The sequence below is a fragment of the Porphyromonas sp. genome (assembly GCF_030529325.1).
Taxonomy (GTDB): domain Bacteria; phylum Bacteroidota; class Bacteroidia; order Bacteroidales; family Porphyromonadaceae; genus Porphyromonas_A.
This window is the reverse complement of record NZ_JAUMXC010000007.1, coordinates 37,525-64,060: the sequence shown is the minus strand read 5'-3', so window position 1 is coordinate 64,060 and position 26,536 is coordinate 37,525. Positions and strand designations below refer to the sequence as shown.

19 protein-coding genes and 1 pseudogene are annotated in these 26,536 nt (G+C 46.4%); 5 read left to right on the top strand and 15 right to left on the bottom strand.

Annotation, left to right across the window (positions count from 1 at the left end):
- The 9 genes and pseudogenes from Q4A14_RS02315 to Q4A14_RS02275 all read right to left on the bottom strand — a co-directional run.
- Positions 1 to 484 (bottom strand): annotated as a pseudogene (locus tag Q4A14_RS02315) (collagen-like protein); the annotation flags it as partial.
- Positions 485 to 783: 299 nt separating this feature from the next.
- Positions 784 to 2,886: a S46 family peptidase gene (locus Q4A14_RS02310; protein ID WP_303169639.1), complete on the bottom strand. Its 2,103-nt coding sequence runs from the start codon at positions 2,884 to 2,886 to the stop codon at positions 784 to 786.
- Positions 2,887 to 2,975: 89 nt separating this feature from the next.
- A complete protein-coding gene (locus Q4A14_RS02305; RefSeq protein ID WP_303169637.1) occupies positions 2,976 to 4,364 on the bottom strand; it encodes a DUF389 domain-containing protein in 1,389 nt (462 codons plus the stop codon).
- Positions 4,361 to 5,869: an oligosaccharide flippase family protein gene (locus Q4A14_RS02300; RefSeq protein ID WP_303169636.1), complete on the bottom strand. Its 1,509-nt coding sequence runs from the start codon at positions 5,867 to 5,869 to the stop codon at positions 4,361 to 4,363. The genes Q4A14_RS02305 and Q4A14_RS02300 overlap by 4 nt, the downstream gene beginning before the upstream one ends.
- A gap of 17 nt (positions 5,870 to 5,886) precedes the next feature.
- On the bottom strand, positions 5,887 to 6,945 hold the full coding sequence (gene ruvB, locus Q4A14_RS02295) for a Holliday junction branch migration DNA helicase RuvB (RefSeq protein ID WP_303169635.1): 1,059 nt from the start codon (positions 6,943 to 6,945) through the stop codon (positions 5,887 to 5,889).
- 24 nt (positions 6,946 to 6,969) lie between these two features.
- A complete protein-coding gene (gene rnr / locus Q4A14_RS02290) occupies positions 6,970 to 9,081 on the bottom strand; it encodes a ribonuclease R (protein WP_303169641.1) in 2,112 nt (703 codons plus the stop codon).
- Between the two features lie 317 nt (positions 9,082 to 9,398).
- Positions 9,399 to 10,301, bottom strand: coding sequence for a CapA family protein (locus tag Q4A14_RS02285; protein WP_303169634.1), 903 nt, complete (start codon positions 10,299 to 10,301; stop codon positions 9,399 to 9,401).
- Entirely contained in the window at positions 10,295 to 12,724 is a 2,430-nt protein-coding gene (locus Q4A14_RS02280; protein WP_303169633.1) for a DUF3160 domain-containing protein, read from the bottom strand. Before Q4A14_RS02280 ends, Q4A14_RS02285 begins: the two co-directional genes overlap by 7 nt.
- Positions 12,725 to 12,754: 30 nt before the next feature.
- Positions 12,755 to 13,315, bottom strand: coding sequence for a nuclear receptor-binding factor 2 (locus Q4A14_RS02275; protein WP_303169631.1), 561 nt, complete (start codon positions 13,313 to 13,315; stop codon positions 12,755 to 12,757).
- Positions 13,316 to 13,675: 360 nt separating this feature from the next.
- Between Q4A14_RS02275 and lptB the strand changes: the two genes are divergently transcribed.
- The 5 genes from lptB (at position 13,676) to Q4A14_RS02250 (ending at position 16,559) form a co-directional block, all read left to right on the top strand.
- Complete coding sequence (lptB, locus tag Q4A14_RS02270) at positions 13,676 to 14,419, top strand: LPS export ABC transporter ATP-binding protein (protein WP_303169629.1); 744 nt, start codon at positions 13,676 to 13,678, stop codon at positions 14,417 to 14,419.
- A 23-nt stretch (positions 14,420 to 14,442) separates the two neighbouring features.
- Positions 14,443 to 15,069, top strand: coding sequence for a recombination mediator RecR (gene recR, locus Q4A14_RS02265; protein ID WP_303169627.1), 627 nt, complete (start codon positions 14,443 to 14,445; stop codon positions 15,067 to 15,069).
- A 62-nt stretch (positions 15,070 to 15,131) separates the two neighbouring features.
- On the top strand, positions 15,132 to 15,365 hold the full coding sequence (locus tag Q4A14_RS02260; RefSeq protein WP_303169625.1) for a hypothetical protein: 234 nt from the start codon (positions 15,132 to 15,134) through the stop codon (positions 15,363 to 15,365).
- Between the two features lie 303 nt (positions 15,366 to 15,668).
- On the top strand, positions 15,669 to 16,139 hold the full coding sequence (gene greA, locus Q4A14_RS02255) for a transcription elongation factor GreA (RefSeq protein ID WP_303169624.1): 471 nt from the start codon (positions 15,669 to 15,671) through the stop codon (positions 16,137 to 16,139).
- A gap of 33 nt (positions 16,140 to 16,172) precedes the next feature.
- Positions 16,173 to 16,559, top strand: a complete 387-nt coding sequence (locus Q4A14_RS02250) for an HIT family protein (RefSeq protein WP_303169623.1) — start codon at positions 16,173 to 16,175, stop codon at positions 16,557 to 16,559.
- 113 nt (positions 16,560 to 16,672) lie between these two features.
- Here Q4A14_RS02250 and Q4A14_RS02245 read toward each other — a convergent pair whose 3' ends face one another.
- The 6 genes from Q4A14_RS02245 to Q4A14_RS02220 form a co-directional block, all read right to left on the bottom strand.
- Positions 16,673 to 17,800, bottom strand: a complete 1,128-nt coding sequence (locus Q4A14_RS02245) for a TlpA disulfide reductase family protein (protein ID WP_303169622.1) — start codon at positions 17,798 to 17,800, stop codon at positions 16,673 to 16,675.
- Between the two features lie 196 nt (positions 17,801 to 17,996).
- The gene (locus Q4A14_RS02240; protein ID WP_303169621.1) at positions 17,997 to 19,598 is read right to left on the bottom strand and encodes a hypothetical protein; all 1,602 of its coding nucleotides are present in this window, start codon (positions 19,596 to 19,598) and stop codon (positions 17,997 to 17,999) included.
- Positions 19,599 to 19,637: 39 nt separating this feature from the next.
- Positions 19,638 to 20,501 carry a DUF4843 domain-containing protein gene (locus Q4A14_RS02235; protein WP_303169620.1) on the bottom strand — a complete coding sequence of 288 codons (864 nt, stop codon included), beginning with the start codon at positions 20,499 to 20,501 and terminating at the stop codon, positions 19,638 to 19,640.
- A gap of 25 nt (positions 20,502 to 20,526) precedes the next feature.
- Positions 20,527 to 22,035 carry a RagB/SusD family nutrient uptake outer membrane protein gene (locus Q4A14_RS02230; protein ID WP_303169618.1) on the bottom strand — a complete coding sequence of 503 codons (1,509 nt, stop codon included), beginning with the start codon at positions 22,033 to 22,035 and terminating at the stop codon, positions 20,527 to 20,529.
- A gap of 6 nt (positions 22,036 to 22,041) precedes the next feature.
- Positions 22,042 to 25,056, bottom strand: coding sequence for a SusC/RagA family TonB-linked outer membrane protein (locus Q4A14_RS02225; protein WP_303169616.1), 3,015 nt, complete (start codon positions 25,054 to 25,056; stop codon positions 22,042 to 22,044).
- Between the two features lie 542 nt (positions 25,057 to 25,598).
- On the bottom strand, positions 25,599 to 26,534 hold the full coding sequence (locus tag Q4A14_RS02220; RefSeq protein WP_303169614.1) for a PorV/PorQ family protein: 936 nt from the start codon (positions 26,532 to 26,534) through the stop codon (positions 25,599 to 25,601).
- Positions 26,535 to 26,536 lie beyond the last annotated feature (2 nt).

Here is a 26,536-nt window from a genome sequence, read left to right as displayed (position 1 = left end):
CTCCCTTTTCTCCGGTGTCACCCTTTTCTCCCTTCTGGCCATCGCGTCCGCGAGCAGCGATTCCTGTATCTATATCCCCGATCTGCCAATTACCTTTTTCGTTGATGAATGGAGTACGTCCATCTTCACCTTTAGCTCCCGTGAGGAAGATGTAGAAATCTCGTTTGGTAGTTCTCTCCGGGTTCCATTTTCTGCCAGGATTATGGGGATCGTCAATGTTCCCTTCCTTGATCCAATCTCTCCAAATAGAGAAAGCATCAGCGCCGGCATCACCTTTTTCACCCTTAATAAATTTAAAGTAATTGGGAAGGTCCGTGCCTTCATTCCATGAGACCTTGCCGGTTTTGACAGCCTCAACCCATACTTCGTAAGCGCTCAACCCTCTTGGACCGGGAGGCGAAACAATGTCAATCTCGTTACAGGCTCCCCAGCCAAACGCCAATAAAAGTAGCGTCACAACCCCCAAAATGTAAGTTTTCTTCATTTTAGTTATTAGTAAAATTATACATGTGGTTAATCGGACAGAATTGTCCTAAATTAAAAGTAAACCTTAAATCTTTCTTTGTTTTAGATGTGCAAATTTAATGAAAATATTGTATTTGTTCGAGGTTTTCTTAATTGGAGATGCTTTTTTATGAGAATATTCTATCAATGGTACTCAATGTACGGACGGTAGCCATAAAATCACCCACACAACGCAGTGGGGATATAAAAAGCACAAGGGACAGTCTCACTCTAAGTGAGACTGTCCCTTGAGGGATATAGGTATTTCAGATCTTCGGCTTAGCGCACGATCTCAAGTTCTTTGATGATATTTTCAGCCTTGCCCCACTTGTGGATAGCCCACAATACATAGCGGATATCAACGCTGATAGTACGTTGGAGGTTTGGTTCAAACTCGATATCACCGCTCATCGCTTCCCAGTTGCCGTCGAAAGCAAGACCGATCAGGTGGCCATCTTTGCCAAAGACAGGGCTACCTGAGTTACCTCCGGTGATGTCGTTGTCAGAAAGGAAGCACAGGTGAAGTGTGCCGTCTGCGTCTGCATAATCACCAAAGTCCTTTTCTCCGAGTTGCTTGAGGATTTCAGGTTGTACTGCAAACTCATGGCTCTCCGGATCTTGCTTTTCGAAGATACCTGCTTCGGTAGTGTAGTAGTCGTAAATTGCCGCATCAAAAGGCTTGTAACCCTTGACCGAACCATAACTCATACGCATGGTGAAGTTTGCATCGGATGGAAGAGCTCTATCCGGCCACATTTCTTTGAGACCTGCGAAGAATAGGCGACGACCCTTAAGGTGTTGACCTGTTGTAGCGCCTATCTTGCCTCCAACCTTAGAGATCGATTGCATGAAGTCTGAGACGAGGAGAGTCGCGGGGTCGGAATCAATAGCTGCCTTGAATGCGGGATAATCTTGCATAGCCTTGACTACTCTGTCACGATCGACAACAACAGAATTAGAGTAAAGCAATTCGGCAAACTTAACATAGTCTCCACCGAAGTGCTCATCAATCGCTGCAAAGACTTGTGGAAGGAACTCAGGAGCTACATTTTCCTTAACCACCTTGAGCATCACCGGTAGAGTCTCCTTGGCTACGATAGGGTTGAAGTCCTTGTAACGAGCTTCAACATTGAAATCCTTAGCTGTTTCCGGTAGACGGACAAGGCCTCTAAGCTCCATACCTGAGAGGGCTTCTGTAAGGACTGTGAAGTCTTTTTGGTAGCGAGCTTGGTCTATGAGTGGAAGACGAAGGCTGTCAAGGACAAAGCCGTACTTTTCCTGACGCTTAGGGTCACGTGCTACCCATTCGGCAAATTCCTTTTCGATCTTACGCTTTTCTTCGATGACATTGAGACGCTTAAGGCCCTTGTTCATACCGATAGAGTTCTTCCAGTAGTTAGAGCTCTGAGCGTACTTAGATGCATATTGGATGTTGATAGCCTGGCTTGCCTTCATGTGCTTGAGCCATACTTCTTGCTTAAGTCCACGAACAAGGATACGAGGCTCATTTTCATACTTGATAAGGTTGTCAACACCCCATGAACTGAGGTATCTGTCTGTCGAACCGGGGAAGCCGATAGTCATAGCATAGTCCTTTTCTTTCACACCCTTGAGAGAAATTTTAGCGAAGTACTTAGGGCGATAAGGCTTGTTCTTTGGAGAGTAGTCTGCAGGTCTGTTCTTAGCATCTGCATAAGCACGGAAGACCGCAAAGTCATTGGTATGGCGAGGCCACATCCAGTTGTCTGTGTCACCACCAAACTTACCCATGGAGCTGGGTGGTGCAAATACCATACGCACGTCTGTAAACACATCGTAAATGATGAGATAGTAGACGTTGTTTTCGTAGAATGGATATACCTGAGCCTTTGTGTTCTTATCCTTATTGTATGGTGCAGCAAGCTTTTCGAGTGTCTCGCTGATCATGCCGATACGTGTCATCTCATCGGTGATGCCTGCCACGGCCGCTTCAACTTCAGCTGTGACATCTTTGATACTGTTGAGATAGCTTACTGTAAGCCCCGGTATGGGAAGTTCTTGAGACTTGTCATAGGAGACAAACCCATCACGGAGGTAGTCATGTTCTACAGTACTTTGGCTCTGGATAGCATCATAACCACAGTGGTGGTTGGTGAAGATCAATCCCTGATTGGATGTTGTGATACCGGTACATCCACGTCCGAAGATAACCACTGCGTTAGCAATGCTGGGAGCGTCATTGTTGAAAAGAGCCTCAGGGTTAAGTGTGAACCCAAGTTCCTTCATCCTCTGGATGTTTTCCTTCTTCAGCTCATTGAGGAGCCACATCCCTTTGTCTGCTTTTGCCATAGGGCTCAAAGCCAAGAGAGCGACTGCCATCAAGGCAAGTTTTTTTAGTCTCATTGTTTTTGTCTGTTTATGGTTATTAAGTTAAGTTGAGATCCATTTGTTCGCAAAGATACTCATTTCTTTATGAGTAAAAAGTTTTGTGCTTATCTCCCATTGGAAAGGCTCTGATACTCCACTCGAACCCCCGGCAAGATACCTTCAAGCCACCTTTCGATACGCTTGCGGCTGTCAGGTGAGATTGCTCGCTCCGACACCAACATGACGGTTGTTACGGTCTCCAATTGCATTTGATCTATAGATACGGAGTAGCTGCTCGAAAAGTCTGCTCTGATGACTTCCGGGAATAGTCTCCTGAGATCTGAAGATATAGAAATAGCCTGGTGCGAAAGTTTTTGACTATTGTTGATTTCATTGCGCAAAGAGTCTATGAGGAGCTGTTGGTACTTGATGTAGTCTCCCGAAGATCTTGTTATATCTTGCATGATGTCAGAACGGAATGCATCAAGATTGGTATTCCCAAATCCCTGACGAACGATCAATGCTGTGTTCTTGAGTCCATATTCAGTAAGCTTTGCTTGGAGGGCATGGATCACAGATGGAGGGAGCTCTTCACCAATGAGTGAGATTTCGATAAAGTTGCTGTCTCCCCTGTGAGTAACATTGTGTTTGATCAACTGGGTATTTGGGAAAACAAATTCCGTACGCACAAACCTCTTCTCTTGTTCTTCAAAAATGTTCGAACGGATGAGTTTGTAACCTAAGATGACACTCGGTACGGCTGTACAAGTTACAATCGCAAATACAAGGTAGCTCAGACGTTTTGCTCTGACCGGATTCATGTAGCTGACCTTAGGGTATTTCATCAGCTTGATCATCATATAAGTGGCCAGGCCTATAAAGACACAGTTGATGAGGTACAGGTAAAATGCCCCGAAGAAAAAGCTCGGTTGCCCTGTAGCGATACCATACCCTGCTGTACATAGTGGCGGCATGAGAGCCGTTGCGATAGCCACACCGGGGATGACATTACCCTTCGACTTTGTTGCACCGGCAAGCACTCCCGCTATACCACCAAAAAGAGCGATGAGGACATCGTACAATGTCGGTTGGGTACGTGCCAATAGTTCGCTCTGAGCCGTTGAGATAGGCGAGATGAGAAAATACAGGGTCGATGTGAGGAGAGCTATGACGGTCGCAATCGCAAAGTTGCGCAAAGCCTTTCTGACAAGCCTGAAGTCCAATATCCCCAGCCCCAGCCCTAATCCTATGATCGGTCCCATGAGTGGGGAGATAAGCATGGCACCTATGATGACAGCTGTAGAGTTTGTATTGAGTCCCAGAGAGGCTATGATGATCGCACAGATGAGGATCCAGGCCTTGGTGCCACGGAAGTCCACATCACTTTTCATGGCTTCGATGGTGAGGAACTCATTTTCCTTTTCTCCTTTGACATCGAAGTAGGTAATCAGAAAATCCCAAAGGTTTTGGCGAGGTTCAGTTGTCTTTTGATCCTCCGGGGTCGAAGTATTCATGATTTTCTAAGTTGTCTTATTGTTTGTCGAAAATTAGGATTGATGATATTGAGAGCAACGACGGCAAACACAAATAATAATCCTGTACGTAACGCAATACGCAAAGATACTGCTTCTGTCATGATCTGCATACCTGCGTAGTAGGATATCATCGTAAATGCTCCCAAACCAATGAGTTTGAGTACATCATACTCTATAGGGTGGTACTTGCGACCGAAGGCGTATGACAACAGCATCATCACCACATTACAGATGAGCGATGCCCAAGCGCAGGCCACATAGCCGTATTTGGGGGTAAAGACTATGATGAGTCCTACCGTGATGACAAATCCTATGAGAGAAAATGCAGTGCCGAAATAGGTGCGGTCACTGAGCTTGTACCACATCGAGAGGTTGTAGTAGATCCCGAAGATGATTTCACTCGCCATGACGATTGGGACTATCCTCAAGCCCTCGTAGTACTCCGGACGTACGATGTGTTTGAAAAAGTCTATCCAGTACATCACACCAAGGAAGATGATACAGGTAAAGAGCAAGAAGTAGTTCATCGCCACCCTGTATGCTCGTGGGGCATCATCCTTTTTCATCTTTGAAAACACAAAGGGATCGTAGGCAAACCGGAAGGCCTGCATAAACATCACCATCACCACTGAGATCTTGAGGCAACCTCCATAGATACCCAGCTGACTCATGGCGTAAGCCTTATCGGCATACAGCTCGGGGATGAGTATCTGCCCTGCCATACGGCTGAAGTTGCCCATCACTCCGAGTAACATCAGAGGAAGGCAGTAGCGCAACATGGGACCTACAAGTGTTTTGTCGTATGACTTCAGCCCGGGGCGTATCACCGGAAGCATAAAGAGTAGTTCGATCATGGTTGCCAAGAGGTTGGAGATAAATATGTATCCCACTCCGTAGTCTGTTCGGTAAAACCATGATATCGTCTCCGGATGATGCTTGTAGAGCCATGGACAAAGGACGAGGAAGAATATGTTGAAGATGATATTCAAGAAGATAAATAGAAACTTGAAGAATGCAAACTTCAACGGCCTCTTGGTATGTCTCAGATAGGCAAATGGCAACGACAGTAAGGCATCCATAGAGACAATGGTCACAAAAATGCCTATATACTCGGGATGATCGGGATAACTCAACCCCGAAGCAATATCATTTACGAAGAACCATCCTACTGCGAGGAACAGGCCGACAACCACCCCCAATATCCTGAGTGTCGTACCATAGACCCGGTTGGGGGTGTCGGAGGTATTCATATACCTGAATAGTCCCGTCTCCAGGCCAAGGGTTAGCACCACCAGGATCACACTCACCCATGCATAGAGATTGGTGACTATTCCGTATTCCGCACTATCTGCAAGGATACGGATATAAAATGGAGCCAATAGCCAGTTGAGGAATTTGCTTACGATATTCGTGATACCATATATCACTGTATCCTTGGCAAGTCCTCCCAGGCCTGTGGACTTATCGACCTTGATATTACTCATTTTCTTTGAAGAGTATTTTAATCAAAGAGCGAGTGTGCTCTCGGAAACATTGTGCGACCAAAATGGTTGTATGCCAGCTCTGTCACTTCTCGTCCGCGAGGGGTGCGCTTCATGAATCCCTCTTTGATGAGGAACGGTTCATAGACCTCTTCCACAGTACCGGGATCTTCTCCTATCGCTGTGGCTATTGTGCCCAGTCCCACGGGTCCTCCGCCAAACTTATCCATGATTACTGTCAATATCTTATGGTCGATCTGATCCAATCCATGACGATCTATATTGAGGGCTTCGAGGGCGTAGCAAGCTATATCATGATGGATGCGCCCCGAGCCTTTGACCTGAGCATAGTCACGTACGCGACGGAGCAGGGCGTTGGCGATACGAGGTGTACAACGACTCCTCTCGGCGATCTCCTGTGCGGCATTCTTTTCGCACTCTATGCCCAAGATACCTGCACTTCGGAGGACGATCCCCATGAGGGTATCGATATCGTAATATTCGAGGTGCAGGTTGATACCGAAACGAGCTCTCAGCGGAGCTGTCAAAAGACCACTGCGAGTCGTCGCACCTATGAGGGTGAAGGGATTGAGATCTATCTGTATGCTCCTTGCTCCCGGCCCCTTGTCGATCATAATGTCTATGCGGTAGTCCTCCATAGCCGAGTAGAGGTACTCCTCCACTACCGGAGGCATACGGTGTATCTCATCGATGAAGAGGACATCGTTGGGCTCAAGAGACGTAAGGACACCCGCAAGGTCTCCCGGCTTGTCAAGGACCGGGCCTGAAGTCACCTTTATCCCCACGCCAAGCTCGTTGGCTATGATCTGAGATAGGGTTGTCTTCCCCAGTCCCGGAGGTCCATGCAAGAGTACATGATCAAGCGACTCTCCACGCATCTTGGCCGCCATGACAAAGACACGGAGGTTGTCCACGACTGCATCCTGTCCTTTGAATGTATCGAAAGTATAAGGTCTGAGGGCTCTGTCGGGATCAGACTGTTGATCCTTGAGTCGTTCGGGTTCGATGGCTCTGATGTCAAAATCCCCCAGATTGTTATTATTGTTTTGCATCTTCATTGTCGTCGTTGAGGAGAGAAGGGGTTAGATGAGGGTAAAGTCAAGTTGTTTGCGTTCGAGATCTGCATTTTCTACCCTGACCGTGACCTCATCCCCGAGGCTGTATTTCTTGTTTTTGTGGAATCCTCTGAGGCAATAGTTCTTCACGTCAAACTCATAGTAGTCATCATCCAGATCACGGATAGACACCAAGCCTTCACAGCCGTTCTCTATGATCTCTACATACAGACCCCAGTCGGTCACCCCCGAGATTACTCCCTTGTACTCTTGTCCTATACGCTCCATCATGTACTCAACCTGCTTGTACTTGATCGAAGCTCGCTCGGCTTGAGCGGCGGTATTTTCCATTGCAGAGTCGTGTTCGCACATCTGTTCGTAAGCTCGCTTATCCACATTCTTCCCTCCGGCGAGATAATGTGTCAGCAAGCGATGGACAAGCATATCCGGATGACGACGGATAGGGGAGGTGAAGTGCGTGTAGTACTCAAATCCCAATCCGTAGTGGCCGATGTTGTCCACTGTGTATGTCGCCTTTGCCATGGTTCGTATCGTGATGGTCTCTATCAACTTTTCTTCGGGCTTGCCTTGCACGGCATCCAGTAGTTCGTTGATGGATCTTGCCGTTGCGCTTGGAGTGCCCATATATTTGAGTTTGTAACCAAAACGCATCACAAACTCTGCAAGATTTTGGAGCTTCTCCGGATCCGGCAGATCGTGTACGCGGTACACAAAGACGGGAGCTTTTTTGCCGGCTTCAGCCTTGCCGATGTGTCTTGCTACGGTACGGTTGGCAAGGAGCATAAACTCCTCTATGAGTTTGTTGGCCTCCTTGCTGACGATACTCTTGACCGCAATAGGCTTACCGGCCTCATCTATCTCAAACTTGAGTTCGCTGCGGTCGAAGTCTATGGCGTTGTTGGCAAAACGTTCGGCTCTCAATTTTTGAGCCAAGGTGTTGAGTGCAAGTATCTCTTCCTTCAAGACTCCATCCTCACCCTCTATCACGGCTTGAGCTTCCTCATAAGCCAACCTCGCATCGCTGTGTATCACCGTACGTACGATACGATAGTCCAGCACTTTGGCATCTTCGTTGAGTTTGAAGATCACCGAAAAAGCCGGTCTGTCTTCATTGGGGCGGAGCGAACACAGGTCGTTGCACAACCTCTCCGGTAGCATCGGCACGGTACGATCCACGAGATACACACTCGTAGCACGCTTCTGAGCTTCCTTATCTATGATATCATTGTCATGGACGTATGCGGTCACATCGGCGATGTGTACCCCCACTTCGAAATTGCCATCCTCAAGTACGCGGTAAGAGAGAGCATCGTCGAAGTCCTTTGCTTCTTTGGGGTCTATTGTCAGTGTCGGAACTTCTCTGAAGTCCTCACGATTGTACTTTGGATCGTATGCAGACTGCTCATCGATACGATCAGCTGCAGCTTCGACCTCCTTAGGGTAAACATATGGCAGACCAAACTCCGCAAGGATGGCATGCATTTCTGTATCGTTTTCACCGGCACGACCGATGACATCGATGACCTCACCAACAGGATTTTTAGCTCCTTCTTTCCATTCGATCACACGGACGACAACCTTGTCGCCATCTTTCGCTCCGCGGACAAATCGATCCGGGATGAATATATCGTTTGCCAGCTTATTGCTCTCTGTGAGGAGGAATGATACGCCGTTGTTGACTTCGAGTTTGCCCACAAAGTTGGCTTCCACACGCTCGATGACCTGCACGACTTCTCCCTCGGGGGCTGTGCCTCTGCGCTTGGCATGGAGCTGAATCACCACGCGGTCGCCATCCATGGCGTTGCGGGAGTTGCGCTCCGCTATGCGGATGGGCGCGCCTCCGTCATCGGGAACGAACGAATTGTGCCCCCTGCCTCCGGTACGGCGGAATATCCCTTCTAGGCTCTTGCTTGGAGCTTTGTAGAAATATTTGCCACGCCCCGAGCGTTGGATGATCTTTTCGTCTGAAAGGCTCGTAACAAGTTCAGACACCACTTCGTAAGCGATATCTCCATGCACTCCGATGGCAGCAGCTATTTGTTTGTAATTGACGGGACTATTGGGACGCTCACGGAAGTACTCCATGATCTTACCTCTCAATCGTGTGATAGAAGGCATCTTGTCGACAAAGTCATTGCCGGCACCGGCTCTGGACTTTCTAGCCTTACGCCCTGAAGCTTTGCTCCTTGGGATGTATTTACTACTCATATGTTTTGGTTTGATTTGGGAAGAAGGCACTCCTCTCCCACTTATGTACAAATGTACGAGATTTAGATGAAAGGCTCAAATGTAAAACAACACCATGCACAGCCTTGGAAAAAAGAAAAACAACTTAGCTACAATCAAATTGATATGTGTCGAAAAGAACTCGTCTAACTTGCCACATCAAGGTAGGCACCATCTTCTTGGTGGATACGAGTATCGGATCGCAAGACTCATCGGAGGTCGGGGCGACAGTCTGTGATCTTGACGTTGTAAGTGGTGGGAGAGACGCTTCGGGTCGTAAAGTCGAGGCGTAAGATAAGAGCTTCGGATTCTCTTTCCCCTTTTTGGTCAAAGACAAAGTTACCGATGCTGTAATACACATATTTCTCTCCGATCTTTTCTGCCGATTGGATGACATGAGGATGATGTCCCACAATGATATCTGCGCCTGCCTGTGTCAGTATACGGGCACCATGTCGTTGGTGCAGTGATGGGGTGGGTGAGTATTCTTGCCCCCAGTGTAGTATGACTACGATGTGATGATGAGGGTGGGAAGCCTTGTGGCCTTTGATTGCTTTGGCAAGTTCTTTTGGGGAGTGTTGGCAGACTCCGGGTCTTCCCTCAGTTTGGAACCAGTGTTCGAGAGGTATCGTCACGGAGTTGAAGAGAGCGACCGTGATACCGCTTTTGGTGATCAGAGTCGGGGCAACTCGCTCTTCCGAGGTGAGTCCGTATCCCAAAGGGGTGATACCCTCATCTCGGAGGTGTCGTGCAGTATCTTCCAATCCCTTATATCCCTGATCATTGGTGTGATTGTTGGCCATGGCAGCGTGGGTGATGCCTGCCCGTCTCAGAGTGGCTGTCCATCCCGGTTCTCCTCTGAATATAAATTTCTTGCGCAGAGGAGTCTTTCTTGAGGTGATAGGCATCTCAAGGTTGATCACAGTCGCATCGACACTACGAAAGAGAGGGGCGACCGATGAAAACAAATCATCGGCTCCCCTTTTTTCTATCTGTCGGCGCACTCCCCTGTCGAGCATGACATCCCCGGTAAAGAGTATGGAGAGTCGTTGCCCCTCCGAAGAGATAGCAATGCTCGTGAATAGGAAAAGTGATAAGATCAGCCTTAGCATCCTGAACTATAAAAGACCCTGTCGTCTGACTTCGGAGTTTTACCGATCATGACTTTTTGAATCCACTCGGGTACACTTGGAGCGTTGCCGTTTTTGAGCATCTCCTGCCACTCCTCGTCCGATAGCCTTTCGTCAAGAGGACGGACAAACTCATAGTAACTCAGTACTGCTCCTCTCGTGAGATAGAGATAACCATTGATCTCTACGAGCACAAATATGGGGTTGCCCGTACCTGTACCGACATGCAGGACACCCTGCTTATCACAGCCTAATACATTGCGTGTGTAGACATCCGCAACAACAGCGATAGACTTGTCCGGCCCTTCCACAAGTTGCCAATTGTCAAGACTTGTTCCCGGATCAAGCACCGACAGTGTGAATAGTTCGACACTCGAACCGATGATACTTATACTGTTAAGCTCCTCGGAGGTCAGGTGCCGGCCCGTAAGTTCTTTTTTTGTCACCGAGATGAGAAAATCAAGTTGTGCAGCAAGGTTCTCACTTTTACTTTCCAAGTCGGGTGTGAGACATCCGTGCTTACGCAACAGTGTCACCGCTGTATCGGTTATTTCGCGCATCTTTTCCCACAAGGGCATATTGGGCTCTACATATCCTACAACATCCGGAGTCGGAAGCCCACCGCCGCCACACTCGGCTGTCATCGGCTGCTCTCCGTAGAGGATGGCATCGTGCTTGAGCTCTGCCCATGATGCAAGGGCTGTATTGAGGTTTTTATACCCCCATTGGGGTGTTTGCATGAAGCTCGGAGCTTCTTTGCTCACGTTGTTCATTGCAAAAAGGGAGTTGAGCCAGAGATCGTACAGAGACATATAAGCCGGCTTGAAAGAGCGGAACTTGTTTTTCAACAGATCAAGTTCTTGTGCATACTCATCCCAGTTTTTATCCTCTTTGTAGAGGTTGAAGAGGATGTCTTCCGCTTGTTTTATCCCATTGGCAGCAAAGATGTCGAGGCCTTTGGGATATGCTCGCACACTGTTGGGTTGGGGATCTACAAGACTTTGAAGCACTTCGTTGTCCGGGAGATATCTCTGGGGCATGAAGTTGATTTTGTCTCTACATGTCCTTTCGATCTTAGGTTTGATCACGTTTTTGCTTTCGGCAATAGAGGCGAGTGCGACGCTGATCTTTTCTATGCCACTGTTGCTGAGGGCATCACTGAGGCTGCCGATGGATTTTTGGCGCATGACATCAACAACGTCCATGAGCGAAAGATTGTCGGATGTCCCTGTGAGGAATGTGATCTGCTCATATACTTTGTTGTACTCTTGCATGACACTTATACCCTTTGCCGTCTTTGCCTTGCGGAGTAGATGAGCTTGAAATATCGCGCGCTCAAGTTGTTTGACATCATCACGGCAAAAGTAAGCAACTTGTAGCCACATCATAGCCTTGAAGTACGCACGTGTTTCATCCTTCCGTGTGTAGTGCCCTCGGGGCTTAAACAGGTCATATGGAAATGTGAGAGACCCGGTTTCGAGAAACTCTGACGACTCAGGCTCTTCTTTCATGATATTCGTCACCTCAGCTTTGAATAGTCGTTGATATTTTTCCGGTAGAGCGACCTCTTTCTGAGTGAGTATGTAATATGGAATGGCATAAAATGTTGCCGTGTGTAATGCTATGTCTTTGATTTTTTCATCTGTCGATTCTTCCGATGTTTTTGTAGCTTCCTTGTACATCGCAAGAGCTATTTCTTTCATCGTCGGTATGAAGTGCTCTTGCTCGAGCGACTTCATGACATATGAGAAGTACATGTGCATAGCTTGCAGGTAAAGATCCGATGTTACGAAACTTGGGATCTTTCTGTAATCATTTTCTTCATAGAGATGAAAGAGTTGCTCGTATCCGCCATATCCTATGGCAAAGTTGCATTCCTTCAATTTTGCTATCAGAGTGGAGTCTACATCCTTGAACTGAAATAGATTGGCTGTCATTTCAGGATTTCCGAGTTTATAACCTCCTTGATCTGTCATCTGCTGAGCTTGAAGCTCTTTGATGCGAGCCTCTATTTTTGTCACGAACTCTGTCTCTTCAGGAGATAGTTTTATCTGATGATACTCCGTCGCAAACTCTGTCTGCTTTTCTTCGGACTCATTGAATAGCTGTTCTGTCAAAAGCCCATACCAATCGGTGTTGTTGGTGAAATATGCGTTTATGTCGGCTTCCATGAAGAACAGCCCATGAATGGCATAAACATAAGCCTTGAGCAGGCGTAACTCTTGCAACGAGTAATCTTGGATATCTTGATTGATATCTACGGACCGGGGAAGTATTTCTTCGCTCAAGAAGTTGACTGCCTTATCGATTTGTCGGTTATTCTCTTCTCCTTTGCCCTTTTTCCCTCCGGTGCAACTCCAGAATACGAGCAATATGAGACAAAAGTAGGTCACAAACTTTTTCATAGTTTTTTCCATTATTGATTTATAGTGCTGTTATCGGTCTCTCTTATGTAGTAGATCATCGGCATCTTTCAGTGCTTGTTCTCTCGCAAGGTAGCGGACAAATCGAAGTCCAAAACCTCTCCACTTGTACTCCGCAACGAGATAAGCTCCTGACCTTTCTTTCTCTATCGTACGGATGTGAGCAGGGTGACAACTACGATCGACGGCAAAGTCTTCGAGAGGCTGACTCACTCGTGATCCAAGCCAAAGCGGACGTATATAAGTCCCGTCCGCAATGCGGTATATAAACAGCCGCTTACGCACGATGCTGTCAAACCTCGTTGCCTTGATGACCCCGACAACGATCTCCGGGGTCTCGTCACCCCACAGGTCGCCGTGATCAAATCTATATACAGGGTAGGGGAGTCGCCATATCGTATGCTTGTCATCGGCATGACAAGTAAGATTCAAGGTGTACAGTGTGTCCGTCACTCGCTCCAGATATACACGAGATCTTCCCCCCTCTCCGCGCCAGATTACTTCATTTTTCCCCCTCGTACATGACGATAAAAGCATGAAGATCAAACAGGCAATGTGTCTAACTTCTCTCATCTCTTTTTAGAAAAGCCTTGATGATCTGTGCAAATATAAATATTTAATTCAAAATTTTCAGTGCTTGCCAATGCGACCAAAAGGAATAAGGTATAGAACCTTCGAAATCGATGTGTCTAACTTGATGAATCAAGATGCCTACCTTGATGTCTCAAGTTAGACAACCTTTTTTCATGGCTTCTACTCTTTGATCCACGCCGGAGTGATTGCCCATGTATGAGAGTCTAATCCGCTTATCGGTCATCGAAATGAGTTTTGGGGCATGCAGTCTGACAAAAGTGAACTCAGTGTGGGATAATGCAATCGGCTCTGAGAAAATATTGTAACTTTGTTGCTATTCAATTATCTCACGCACGGACAATGAAATTAAGAACTTACGACTTAGTCAAGAAATACCGAAACCGTACTGTCGTCAATCACGTCTCCATCGAGGTCTCTCAGGGTGAGATCGTCGGTCTCCTCGGCCCCAACGGTGCCGGAAAGACAACCACATTCTATATGACCGTGGGACTTGTGATGCCCAATAATGGGAAGATATTCCTCGATGAAAAGGACATCACCGATGAGCCTATCTATAAACGTGCGCGCAAAGGTATAGGCTATCTGGCACAGGAGGAGTCGATCTTCCGCAAGATGTCAGTGGAGGACAACATCCTTTCGGTGCTCGAGATGACCGGTCGTACACGTAAGGAGCAGATAGAGAGACTCGAAAGTCTCATCAGTGAGTTTGGTCTCGAAAAGGTGCGTCGCAATACCGGCGAACGCCTCTCCGGTGGTGAGCGTCGTCGTGCCGAGATCGCCCGCTGTCTGGCTATCGACCCGAAGTTCATCATGCTTGATGAGCCTTTTGCGGGAGTCGATCCTATCGCGGTACAAGACATACAGACTATTGTGGCAAGACTTAAAAATAAGAATATAGGTATCCTCATCACAGACCACAACGTGTACGAGACCCTCTCAATCACGGACAGGGCATATCTCCTCTTTGAGGGTAAAGTCCTCTTTCAGGGTACTGCCGAAGAACTCGCTGAGAATGAGGTCGTGCGTGAGAAATACCTTGGTAAAGACTTTGAGTTGAGACGAAAAGATTTTTCTAACGTCTGAGTCTCTGTGCCTCTTCTTCCAAGATGAAGATCGAAGACTATTCACTCCTTTTGCAAAGAGCTGTTGATGCATTTGCGTCTCTGCCGGGAATAGGTCCTAAATCGGGGCTTAGGTTGGCATTACATCTTCTCAAGCAGGAACCTGCTTTTACCCATAGCTTTTGCGATGATATCCGCAACTACATAGATGGCATCCGCCACTGCCGTGTGTGTCACAATATTTGTGATCAGGAGGTGTGTCAGGTATGTGCAGATCCTCGTAGAGACGAGTCTATGATATGTGTCGTGGAGAGTGTGCGAGAGGTCATCGCCATAGAGCGCACGGGCAACTTCAAGGGTTTGTATCATGTCCTTGGGGGGATTATTTCTCCCCTTGACGGTATAGGCCCGTCAGATCTCTATCTTCAAGATCTTCCCGATCGTGTGCGTCGTGAGGGGGTCAAGGAGGTGCTCCTCGCTCTCAGTACGACCATGGAGGGCGATACAACCAACTTCTACATCTACCGTATGCTCAAGGATACGGGCGTCAAGATCTCTGTCATTTCACGCGGGGTCTCCATCGGGGACGAACTCGAATATGCTGACGAGCTCACGCTCGGACGAAGCATCGACCACCGTATCGATTTTGAGTCTACGCTGAAACACCTGTAAACGTTGTTATTCAGGTCGGAAATCGATACCTTTGTGTCATAAGTTTTTTTACCCTTGATACTATGAACAAGTTTATCGGCATCCGTAACGTCGCACTTACTGTTTTGCTTATAATCGTCCTCCTGAAGTTTTCCATGGACTTTATCCCCGTGAGACTGCATGAGACTGTGGAGTATATCCAGTTGGGGCTTGGCTTGGTTTTTCTACTTGTCATCCTGCCTATCCTTATTTACAGGTTCAACAAAGGTCGGGCCGATGACGCCACACAGACGTTCAATAGAAAGAAGAAAAAGTGACATCTGTCTCTTTCTCTGTACGATAGCTCCTCTCCTCAGCACTAAAGAGGGGAGGATTGATTATCTGTCGACAGATTCTATCTGAAAGCAGGTGCATTTTTCTGATATTTGATGTTTTATACGGGATTTATAGTGATAAAGTTGGAAATCTAAAAGAGTTGCCGTATCTTTGCCGGTGCTAAGAGGGCATAAAGACAGCTCTCGAGCAGAGATACATAGATGATGTAACGATTCTGGACAAGTGCTACTTCGTTCAGGATTGTTTTTATTTTATCCAAAGACAAAACAGACAATATAGCATATATGGAATACATTTATATGACTGAAGAGGGCTATAACAAGCTACTCGAAGAAGTCAAAAAACTTGAGACAGTAGACCGCCCTGAGGTGATCCGTGCCATTGCAGAGGCTCGAGATAAGGGAGACTTGTCAGAGAATGCCGAATACTCGGCAGCAAAGGAAGCGCAAGGACTCCTCGAAGCTCGTATCGCCGGCATACGTTCGCAACTCGTAAACGTACGTATCATCGACACCTCAAACCTCAGTACCGATACTGTGCAGATGCTTAACAAGGTGACGATCAAAAATCTCGCTACGGGCAAGTCTATGACATACACTATCGTCTCTGATACAGAGTCTGACCTCAAAGCCGGTAAGATTGCTATATCCACACCCATCGCCAAGGGTCTTGTAGGCAAAAAGGTCGGCGATGTCGCAGAGATCGAAGTACCCAATGGAAAGGTTACATTTGAGATAGAAGAGATATCTTTCTGATATCCTTCTCGTCTCCTAAAATTCCTACGTACTATGACTATCTTTTCACGCATCATCAATGGAGAAATCCCATGTCACAAGATTGCTGAGAACGATAAGTTCTTTGCATTCCTGGACATCAACCCTGTGCAAGAGGGGCACACTCTCGTCATCCCCAAAAAAGAGGAAGACTACATCTTTGACATCTCAGATGAGGAACTCGGCGAAATGATCGTCTTCGCCAAGGCTATTGCCAAGGCTATCAAGGCTCATACCGGTTGTGTCAAAGTGGGAGTGTCTGTCATCGGACTCGAAGTGCCCCACGCACACATCCACCTCATCCCGATGAACAAGATGGGGGATCTTGACTTCAACAAAAAACAGGATACCGATCATGTCGCCCTTGCCAAGACAGCTGAGGGGATCAGATCAAAACTCTAAAGGACACCGGTCCCTGACTCAGAGCTGACACAAAAAGGTCGCTCCCTAAACTACTTCGGTTATCGGAAACAGTTTAGGGAGCGACCTTTTATATCGATGCCTGCTCAGAAGTATTATTTGTTGAGCAGTCTTTCTTCGAGGACGGCTTCTACGTGTAGGACATTAGAAGCTCGTTTGACAATCTCTCCTTGTGGGGAGATCAGGATAAAATGAGGTATCGATGTCACACCGTATACGCGGGCACCATTAGAGTTTACGTCGAGAACATCTCTCCATGGTATATCCTCTTCTTTGGCCGCTTTTGTATAAGGTTCGGGCTTGTCAAAGCTCCCGATGCTGACCATTGTAAGGCTGTCAGAGGGGAAACGATTGATCATATCTTTGACATAAGGCATGATTTTACGACAAGGGACACACCATGAGGCCCAAAAGTCTACTAGCAGATACTTTCCCTCTTCCATGAAGTCTGAAAACTTGATGGTCTTACCATCTACCATATTGATTTCAAAGTCTGAATAGGGCATGCCTTCCTGCGTCTTCCTGTTATTGAAAATCTTTTCGTACCTCATACGTTGGGCAAAACCTTGTTTAACGACTTCGGATTGAGCCTCGTATGCTTTGATAAATTCGTCGTCATCCTTATATTCGAGTCGTGAAAATGCTAGCATACCAATGGCATTATCGGAGTGACGACTCAGGTAATCAGAATACAAGTTTGTCGCCATCTCTCTGTATTGAATGGCTTGAAGATGATTGGCATATGCTTTTTCCTCATTACTGAGCTTAGAGTTTCTGAAATTTGCCATGACCCCTTGTGCCTGTTCGTTATTCATTTCTGATACTTTTGATATCATTGCTCTGAGTTCGTTGTTGAGCCTTCCTCCTTCTATATGAAATCCTATGGCTTCGTGTTTGGGTTGGAGTCTGTGCTCGCCTTCCTCTGCTATAAAAAACACATTCCCAGCCTCATTGCCCTCAATATCAACACGGTAAAGAATGGTTGTGTCGACAGGTAAGGTATAGCTAAAAGTCCCGGACTCAACTTTAAGAGAGTCGACTGTCCCGGTCATTGAGTTTTCGATAAACATATGCTTACCTTCATATTCGGCAGGTATACCATCACCTCGAAGCACAGAGACAGGTGAATTCATGCAACCGTAAAGGGCGAAAATAGAGCCTGAAAGGAGTAAAAGAGTCTTGCTTTTTTTGAAGTAGTTCTTTAGATTATTTCTTTTTTTCATAAGATTTTTTGATGTTTTATGAGTGCTGATATGATTTACCATATAGTGATGCCCACTCCAGAGACTCATAGATCCCATAAAACTCTCGTATGAAAAATTATGAGATCTATGATCTTGATTGCCGAAGTCGAACCTCGAGCTCTTGTCGGTCGATGTTTTGTATAGTCTGCGTTTAGATGCTTCAGACAGGCTCCGGTTATTTTCCCATCGGAATGACATCCAAGATCTTTCCGACCTTTGGCGAGAATGTCCTGATCTCACTCTCGGGTTGCAATGCTCCCAATGACGCAGTGTTGTCCGTAGCCATCGGGATGAAGTGTATTTGATCGTTGCCGTCAGAGGTTTCTGTCACCGCAATGAGAGCAGCTTCGTTGTACTCAGAGAGCTTAAAGAGTGCACGGTGAGGCTGTATGATCCATTCTCCTTGGCGATAGAATCGTATAGACTTCACTTTGCCAAACTTTGCCAACGATAGAAATGCAGCGGTGTTGACACTCGTAGTACCGTCGCCTTTCCAGTTGATGACATGGATACCATCCTGAGTTGCGACGTAGAGTACGGGTTGGCGTACTGCAAATGAGGCATCAACTCGTCTGTCGAGCAGTGCTTTGGCTTCTCCGGAGAGTGAGTATTTACGATCTGCCTGAAGATCATGGGAGGGAGTGAGATCAAGTTCATATATGTTGTACTCCTGCGAGACTTGATCTTTGAGGAGGAACAATGATTTACCCGGTTCTTTTCTTGGCCCTTCGATTGTCGTGGCTGCTGTGATGGCTTCCTGATTGGGAAGTATATTGGGGTCGAAGTGTTCGGACTTCTTGAAAGTCGTAACACTGTTCTGATCAAGAGTCTTAAACATCCCTTGAGTACTGTTGTACCACACAATACCTCCTCTATCTTTGAGACAACCATGTGCTGCAGTGATGTCTCCTGAAACTGTCTCGGCATCCCAACCTTCGATAGGTTCAGAGAAGAAGTTCAGTGCATTTGATGGACATCGGTAAGCGCGCTTCTCTGTGCGGATAAAGATATTGGATGAGTTGTGGGAGAATTGAAGTACCTTGGGAGACTCTTCTTCTACCATCATAAGGTCATTGCGGTCTGATGATCCGTCAAGCGAATAGTTGAGAGGGTCAAAACGCAAAAGCTTGTGATCGGCAGTCACCGCCCAAGCATAGGGAGTGTGTTTGAAGTAGACATTTCCTTTTACTGAAAAGCTGAGAGCTTTGATCAGTCCATCCCATGCGTTCCCCGCCACTTTTTCGTAGAGCCCGGTGAGGATTATCTGCTTGCCACCGATATAATCCCTTGTAAACTCTTGCGACTTGATATAGCCGAGGTCAGAAGTCTTTCCGTCCTTGGTGTAAGAGAAAAGTAACCCATCTGAAAGAACCGGGCTGACATACAACTTCCACAACAGGATAGTCTCTACATCTCCAAATGACTTGTTGGTCACGGTGTAACGCAAATAGTATGGTGTACTGGAGTCTGTCGGACGAGTGACTTTGTAATCTTTCAATGCAAGATCGGTCGAGATCACCTCCATGTCCTTTTCGTAGTCTCCTGCTTTGCGTGAGAGCTCCCACTTGTATGTGAGTTCAGCGCCTTGAGGTGCCGATACTTTGGGTTGTATCGTTAGGATCTCCTCGCCATCGATGTGTATTTCCTTGTCAACATCCTCGACTGTTATTGTGATCTCCGGAGTCGGGGTGGTCTGAAGGCTACTCTGATCCTTGTAACAGCTTACAACAGAAAGTGCCAACAAACTCAGCGCGAATGCATGAAATATTTTATTCATGATCTTATATGTTTTCATAAAAATTGGTGCAGTATAAGTCTAATATTTTCTCGCCTGTATGGGTTTACCCTTATCAGTCCCTGAGTTGTGCACGAGGGGTGCATCAGGGTGCTTGGCATTGTAGTCCTTGATGAACGCAGCAAGCCGCTTTGCATAGAGCCTCTGAGCTCCTCCTGCCCCAAGCCAATAGCTGTTCAACAGATATTTGTACTTGCCGACGGATGCATCATTGGCTTTGGCCCCCCATTTTTTTACATCATCCAAGTCATACCAATTGAAACACTCGGCAATCACCTCCAATGCCCTGGTGCTGATAAAATCATCCGATGTGGAATTATAGTCAATAGAACTATTTATCAACATGTTGTATGACATGATGAGAGCAGATGCCGTAGGTATGGGGATGGTCGCATTCCATGTGAAAACAGCTTTGGTGTCTTCGCTCGGACCGGCTCTTAAGTCACTGCTATCCTTTATTTTTAGAGATAGAGTGTAGGTGTTTTCTTTTAGTTCAGGGAGGTTGTAGAGTTGTAGCTTCACTTCTCCAACCACAGTGTCAGCAAAGATGACTGCTGATAGGATTTTGTAAGCCTCTTTGGGGGCGTTGGATTCCTCAGCAATGGTTTCGACAGTCACTTTTCGCTCTCTTGGTGCAGGATTCCCGGAAAGAACCAACGGGATAGATATAGTGTGCTCCTTAGGCATATTTACATCTATGAAAGAGAATGATGACAGGAATGCCTGCTTCTCTACATCATACCCTTCAGCTTCGGGAGCTTTTTCCCTTCGGTGAGGGAAACGCGCCGAGTCACACTTACTGTCAAAAACGGATGGCTCCACCTGAGTACAGCTCGAGAGTAAAGCTATAAAAAGGAAAGGTAAGCATCCTCGTATAATATTCATATATAAGTTCATAGCGTAAAATGATTTAGTTTGAAGCTTGTGTACGTCCCGCATTGATCTCAAAGTCCGGGAACGGAAGTCTGTAATCCTCCGGAGTCATCTTTGAGTCTTCATTGCTTGAGATCTTTTCAAGTCCCAATCTTTTGTAGACAAAAAACTGTACTCCTTCAGCAAAAAACTCTCTTTGGTACTCTTTATAGATGATTTGTAGTAGTTCTTCAGAGGAGACATCTGCCTTGATTTCTGTAGTATGTCCTCTGAACAAACGTAGCATAGATACTAACTCGCGAGCGTGCTCGATGTCTGGCGTTTCGGACAAGAGTGAAGCCTCTGCCCCCATCAAATAAATCTCCGAAAGTCTTAACAAGGAGAGGCGTCCCCTGTTTTCACCCAAATCCGCTTGAAAAAGTTTGGCAGGCACATAACCGGACGGATAGCCTGTCCCTTTGATCATTTGTTTGGTAAATCGGATATCGATGTTTGAGTTCTCAAAGATCGCTTTAGCCCTTGACTCTGCTATCCACATGGCATACACTTTGTTGGCAAAGTCGATGCGGAGATAAGAAGCTATCTTCTCTGATATTTTAGGTACTTCAAGACCAAAGAGAGACTCCTCAAACAAATTTAAGTTTGAAGCCTTTACCTTCTTGGCAGGTATCATCCCGATCTTGGTGTCAAAATGCGCACCCCTATTGGTAGCTTCTGTGACGAGATTAAGTATCATATCCGCCACGGAGCGACACTCTTTCATCTTTTCGGGTGTCCCCTGCCATTGGAATAGGCGTGCCTTGAGGGCAAGCACAGACAGATAATTGAGACGAAGGTTGCGAAGATTGAAGAAGCCATCCGAATTGATCTCATTGTACGAGTTGAATGGGTGTTCCGATACCAATGGGTCTGATGATTTCAGATCCTCCAAAGCCCTCTCGATGTCTTCCATTATCATCGCGACAGTCTCAGCATTTGTCTTTTGAGGAGGGAAGTTTTTTGTCACATCTGTCTGATAAGGTATGGACTTGAGACTTGCCCACTTTGCGAAGTCCTTTTTAGGCGTACTTTCGCCGTACAGACGCATCAAGTCGAAGTGCAAGTACGCTCTGAGAGCATACAGTTCTCCTCGTATCTGTCTGTATTCTATGGGTGTCATTTTGTTTTCCGAGTCTTGAAGGTATCTCAAGGCATCGTTGACATTGACGATGATATTGTACATCTTATCCCATATGTTTTTCGTAAGGATGACGACTCCGGAGTTTTGATACTGATGCTCATAGAGAGCCTTGCCTTGGTCGTCTCGATAGTCTTTCTCATACTGATTGGCAAGAATCTCAGTCATGTACCAAGATAGATTTTTGCCATAGAGATCAGCATGAGTCATACTGATGTAACAACCGATCAAGGTCTGTTTGAACCCATCGACCGTTTTATAATGGTCTTCTCCACGAATTTCCGACTTGGGAGATACATCAAGCCAACTGTTGCAAGCATTCATAGCAAAGATGGCAAGGATGAATGAAATATATTTCAAGTGCTTCATAATCGTTTAGAATGTAGAGGTGAGAGAAAAAGAGAATTTACGTGCGAAAGGATAAGTCGTACCTCTCTCCACATGGATGGTAGAGAATGTCGCCAAGTCGTTCATGTTGAACGCCAAGCGCAGGCGTTCGCTACGCAAGCGATTGGCCCACTTTTTAGGCACCTCATAGTAGACGGATAGTGCAGATATCTGCAACTCATCTCTACGTTGTATAAATCTCGTTGTCACACGGGTGCGATTGGCAGTATCAAATCTCTTGAACGGCGTGTTGTTTCCCGGTTTTTGCCAACGTCCTTGCATGATACGTCTGTCGACATTGTAGTCTACGTTGGCATTTTCCACCTTGTCTACGAGAGTGGAGTTGTACATCATCGCACCCACTTGGTAGTTGAAGTACAAGTTGACACCGAAGTTGCGATACTCTCCACTGAAGCCGAAGTTCCCTCTGATCTTAGGCTCGGTATTACCGCTTGCGATGAGGTCATTTGCACTGTATACATAAGTCAGGCTTCCATCTCTTTTGACATAGATCTCACGACCGTTAGACGGGTCTATACCTGCAGACTCTACTGCCCAGATGGTAGTCAGAGACTGTCCGTCCTCGTACATCAATACCGGAGCCTGCCTGTTGTTTTGTACTGCCTCCTGTCTCATACGGTCATTGTACTCCTTAAGACTTTGGCTGAGTGATACGATCTTGTTTTTGTTGTGTATCATCGACCCGAAGAGATTGATGTAGTTACCATTGGCATCACCCCATAGCCTGTAGGTCATCTTACCTTCGATACCGGTGTTACGTACCATACCGAGGTTGTCTTTCACGATTCCAAAGCCTGTAGAGCCGGGGATAGTCAGATCCGTGAGCATATTACGAGTATCAGATTGGTAGAGATCCAAAGATAGAGCGACAGGTCCCATTCGTACATCCATCCCTGCATTGTAGTCCATGCGTTGTTCCCACTTGAGATCTGGATTAGGCATATTCTTGAGGTAAGCACCTGTGAGACCGGTGTATCCCTGATTGTTGATAAAGAGGTAGGTGGGGATAGAATAGTTGGCGAGGAAATTTTGGTTTCCTGTCAGACCGAGTGAAGCCCTCAACTTCAACACTTGCAACCATTTTTTACCCTTCAAGAAAGATTCGTTGTGGATGTTCCAACCCAGGCCGGCACTCCAGCTGCTTGCCCATCGAGAGTTAGCTCCGTAGAGAGAAGAAGCACTCTCTCTGAGTGTAAGGTCGATAAGGTATCTGCTATCATAGTCGTACGATGTCGCGAGGAGGAAGCTGAGGTCGTGTATCAGACTCTGTATCCCTTGAGGTTTGGAGTTCTCGGCATAACCTTTTGCGAACGTTGCATCGGTCAGCTGGTTGTTGGAAAAGCCCTCAGCGATGTGACGGTAGTTGCTGCTTGATCTTGAACCGATGAAAGCCCCTCCGTTGACGAAGAATGAATGCTTTCCGATATTTGTGTTGTAGTTGACGTTCAAGTCGCCGGTGTAGTTGGACTCTCTTCCGTTATCCAGCGTGTATCGACCTCGTTTATCTACTTCTTTCACATGGGCAAATGCCGAGTGCATCGGAGGCAAGAATACATTGCCCTCAGCTCTGCGTTCGCTGATACCGAGGCGAAGAGTAGACTTGAGTTGAGGGAGGATATGCCACTCTGCATATATGTTGTTGGTTATGGCAATGTATTCGTTGACGGACGAAGTCCCTATTGTCCCATTGTACAAGGGGTTAGGGATGTTGTTTTCGGCCCATCTTTTGATGTTCCCTTTATCATCGACAGCTTCCCAATATGGGTTCATACGAGCATACTCACCAAACGAACCATATGGGGAGTCCGTGGCTTTGTTGGAAGCGATTGTCAGGATGTTGCGAAAGATGATGTTGTCCTTACGATAAGAGAAGTTTGCCGATGTTGATACATTGACACGAGATGACCCCTTCATGGCTCCCTGTATCTCGTTGTAGCTGAAGTCGATGATTCCCTTCAGGCTTTGAGCGTCTCCCAGTTCTATAGATAGGTTATGCTTGTGGCCTATCCCTGCACGTAGAGGTTTGGCAAGCCAATATGTATCAAGCCCTCCGACAACTTTCGCCCATCTCGACTGGTAGAGTTTGTCGAGTTCATACTGCCTTCCTTGTGTATCTGCAGTGTATACTCCGTTGAGACGCTCTACCTCCAGTTTTTCGCGAGCATTTGTAAGGCTATAGCTTGTGAGGTCAGGAAGTTCAAAGTTGAGGCTCCCGGCATAAGTGACTCTTTGTTGACCACCTTGTAGCTTTCGGGTCTCAATGACGATCACACCATTGGCCGCCTTTGATCCGTACAACGCTTTTGCCGAAGCATCCTTGAGGACAGTCAGAGACTCTATACGATTGAGGTCCATGTCCATAATGGTTTCGATAGATGTCTCGAAACCATCGACGATGAATAAGGGCTGGTTGGGGTTGAATCTCGTACTGCGTAGGTTGCTCGACTCTTCCGAGAGTACCGCCGAATTGCCACGGAGTGAAATGTCCGGCACAGAGTTCGGGTCAGAGCCGAGAGAGATATTGTCCGGAAGGTAGATAGATGGATCTAAGTTTTTGAGACTTTGCAAAAGATTTTGCCCTCCGACCTTACGGATCTCTTCCCCCTTTATCGTTGTGGCAGATCCGGTATAACTCCCCATAGGTCTGGTGTAGATACCTGTTACGATAACTTCTTTCAGTTTAGTATCTCCTTGGAGGGAAATATCCTTTTTGATATCTGTGCTTCCCTTGGGGATCACCACTTTGGTTGTTTGCAGACCCACAAAAGATACGATCAGCACAATGTCTTGATCCACGGGAACTTTCACGGTATAAGTCCCCTCTGCCCCTGTGCCTGTGACGATCTTTGTTCCCTCGATCTTGACCCTTGCCCCGATCAAAGGTAGGCGTTCATCATCATACACTGTCCCGGTAATAGTTCGCTGGGTTTTCTGTTGACCTGCTGCGAGCCAAACCGGACTCAGGAGGATCAATAACAGCATAACCCTAAGACATGTCATTAATTTAGATAACTGATGTGTCATAGTGATTTGTTTACATTTTAGTTCATTAACTAAATAAAGTGTTGCAAATCTAACAAGAAAAATATATCGAGATAATCTGTATTACATAAATAGTGTTAATATTTGTCGTAAAAGTATTTGTGTTTTCACACTTTGTTTTACGTCTGATTTTTTCAGGTATTTTTTTTGATAATATGAGGAATGTTATAAACTCGCAGTGTGCTACAAAACTTACTTTGATGTCTAAGATGAATGAAGCAAAAGTCTTTAAGACTTAGATTACATCGAGCCTTTCAATGTTTGATACTCATTCGAGCATCCTTTCTTCCCTGATTTTCATGGAACATAATATCGCCTTCCTTGCGGATATCTGAATATGTCGGTTTATCTTTCAGGGTAGTGGTATTGAATTGGGCGTGAGGTGCAGAGGTAAGAGGAGTTAAGTACAAAAAAGGGTGTGCCAAAAATTCCATTTTGACACACCCTCATCTTATAAAAAGTTACGAAAAGGAATTTCCGGATTACAAAGCCCAAGTAATACCCAGGCGAATCATGTTAAACTCCTTGACCTCGTGTTTGTCATAAGCTCCGTCCAACAAGAAGCCCTTGTACCCGATACCTAATCCTAAGCTCAAGACATTGCCATAAGGTGACAATGTATAACCACTGCGGAGGCTTATGAGTTTGCCCGGACGGTATTCCCCGCCGAAGTTGTAGATCATCTTCTTGTTGTCATTACCTGTAAACAAGTAACGAGCTCCTGCTCCCAACGTGAGGTTGCGATCCTTTAGGAAGCTGACACTACCCTCAAGCCGAGCAAGAGTAGGCTGCTTGAAGCTTTCGGCGGACTTCGCATACTTTACGTTAGAGCCAAAGTTTTCCACAGAAAGACTCAACATGCAATCTCCAAAGTCGTCATAGAACCCACGACAACGATAGTCAGCTCCCAAAGAAGCTGTGACAACATCAGCTGTTACCGAGTTGTAAGACTGCAGATAACCTACGCGTCCCCAACCTGAAAATGCTTCTCCAAAGAGACGTGTATAACCCAGTTCTACTGCCCAGTCTCGAGGATGAATCATACCACGTGTAATACCCATAGCATTGACATAAGGGACTTCCGTACCTCCCAAGTAGCGCCATCCCAAGTAAACTCCCCGGAGTTGCCCCAGACGATAGCCTGCTGAGGCTTGATGATATGTGACGCTATTGGCATCTGTGGTGTGATGGAAGCCGATCTGATAGCTGAGGCGTATCCCTTTGTCTGTACCATATAGCAGAGAGGTTGGACTTGAGTATAAGTTACCTTGAAGGCTATAGACCGGATTGACTCCTGCCATACCGGCAGAGCGCATATCATTTCCCATACCCAAAATAGGAAGGGTCTGCGTCTGACCATTTAATGTCGTGCCTAGAGCGCAGAATCCCAGGCAGAACAATATGATTTTCTTTATCATAG

What these genes read in the sequence shown, in the direction of transcription:
- Q4A14_RS02310 (WP_303169639.1), bottom strand. Translation starts at nt 2,886, where the DNA reads ATGAGACTAAAAAAACTTGCCTTGATGGCAGTCGCTCTCTTGGCTTTG.
- Q4A14_RS02305 (WP_303169637.1), bottom strand. Translation starts at nt 4,364, where the DNA reads ATGAATACTTCGACCCCGGAGGATCAAAAGACAACTGAACCTCGCCAA.
- Q4A14_RS02300 (WP_303169636.1), bottom strand. Translation starts at nt 5,869, where the DNA reads ATGAGTAATATCAAGGTCGATAAGTCCACAGGCCTGGGAGGACTTGCC.
- ruvB (WP_303169635.1), bottom strand. Translation starts at nt 6,945, where the DNA reads ATGAAGATGCAAAACAATAATAACAATCTGGGGGATTTTGACATCAGA.
- rnr (WP_303169641.1), bottom strand. Translation starts at nt 9,081, where the DNA reads ATGCCTTCTATCACACGATTGAGAGGTAAGATCATGGAGTACTTCCGT.
- Q4A14_RS02285 (WP_303169634.1), bottom strand. Translation starts at nt 10,301, where the DNA reads ATGCTAAGGCTGATCTTATCACTTTTCCTATTCACGAGCATTGCTATC.
- Q4A14_RS02280 (WP_303169633.1), bottom strand. Translation starts at nt 12,724, where the DNA reads ATGAAAAAGTTTGTGACCTACTTTTGTCTCATATTGCTCGTATTCTGG.
- Q4A14_RS02275 (WP_303169631.1), bottom strand. Translation starts at nt 13,315, where the DNA reads ATGAGAGAAGTTAGACACATTGCCTGTTTGATCTTCATGCTTTTATCG.
- lptB (WP_303169629.1), top strand. Translation starts at nt 13,676, where the DNA reads ATGAAATTAAGAACTTACGACTTAGTCAAGAAATACCGAAACCGTACT.
- recR (WP_303169627.1), top strand. Translation starts at nt 14,443, where the DNA reads ATGAAGATCGAAGACTATTCACTCCTTTTGCAAAGAGCTGTTGATGCA.
- Q4A14_RS02260 (WP_303169625.1), top strand. Translation starts at nt 15,132, where the DNA reads ATGAACAAGTTTATCGGCATCCGTAACGTCGCACTTACTGTTTTGCTT.
- greA (WP_303169624.1), top strand. Translation starts at nt 15,669, where the DNA reads ATGGAATACATTTATATGACTGAAGAGGGCTATAACAAGCTACTCGAA.
- Q4A14_RS02250 (WP_303169623.1), top strand. Translation starts at nt 16,173, where the DNA reads ATGACTATCTTTTCACGCATCATCAATGGAGAAATCCCATGTCACAAG.
- Q4A14_RS02245 (WP_303169622.1), bottom strand. Translation starts at nt 17,800, where the DNA reads ATGAAAAAAAGAAATAATCTAAAGAACTACTTCAAAAAAAGCAAGACT.
- Q4A14_RS02240 (WP_303169621.1), bottom strand. Translation starts at nt 19,598, where the DNA reads ATGAATAAAATATTTCATGCATTCGCGCTGAGTTTGTTGGCACTTTCT.
- Q4A14_RS02235 (WP_303169620.1), bottom strand. Translation starts at nt 20,501, where the DNA reads ATGAATATTATACGAGGATGCTTACCTTTCCTTTTTATAGCTTTACTC.
- Q4A14_RS02230 (WP_303169618.1), bottom strand. Translation starts at nt 22,035, where the DNA reads ATGAAGCACTTGAAATATATTTCATTCATCCTTGCCATCTTTGCTATG.
- Q4A14_RS02225 (WP_303169616.1), bottom strand. Translation starts at nt 25,056, where the DNA reads ATGCTGTTATTGATCCTCCTGAGTCCGGTTTGGCTCGCAGCAGGTCAA.
- Q4A14_RS02220 (WP_303169614.1), bottom strand. Translation starts at nt 26,534, where the DNA reads ATGATAAAGAAAATCATATTGTTCTGCCTGGGATTCTGCGCTCTAGGC.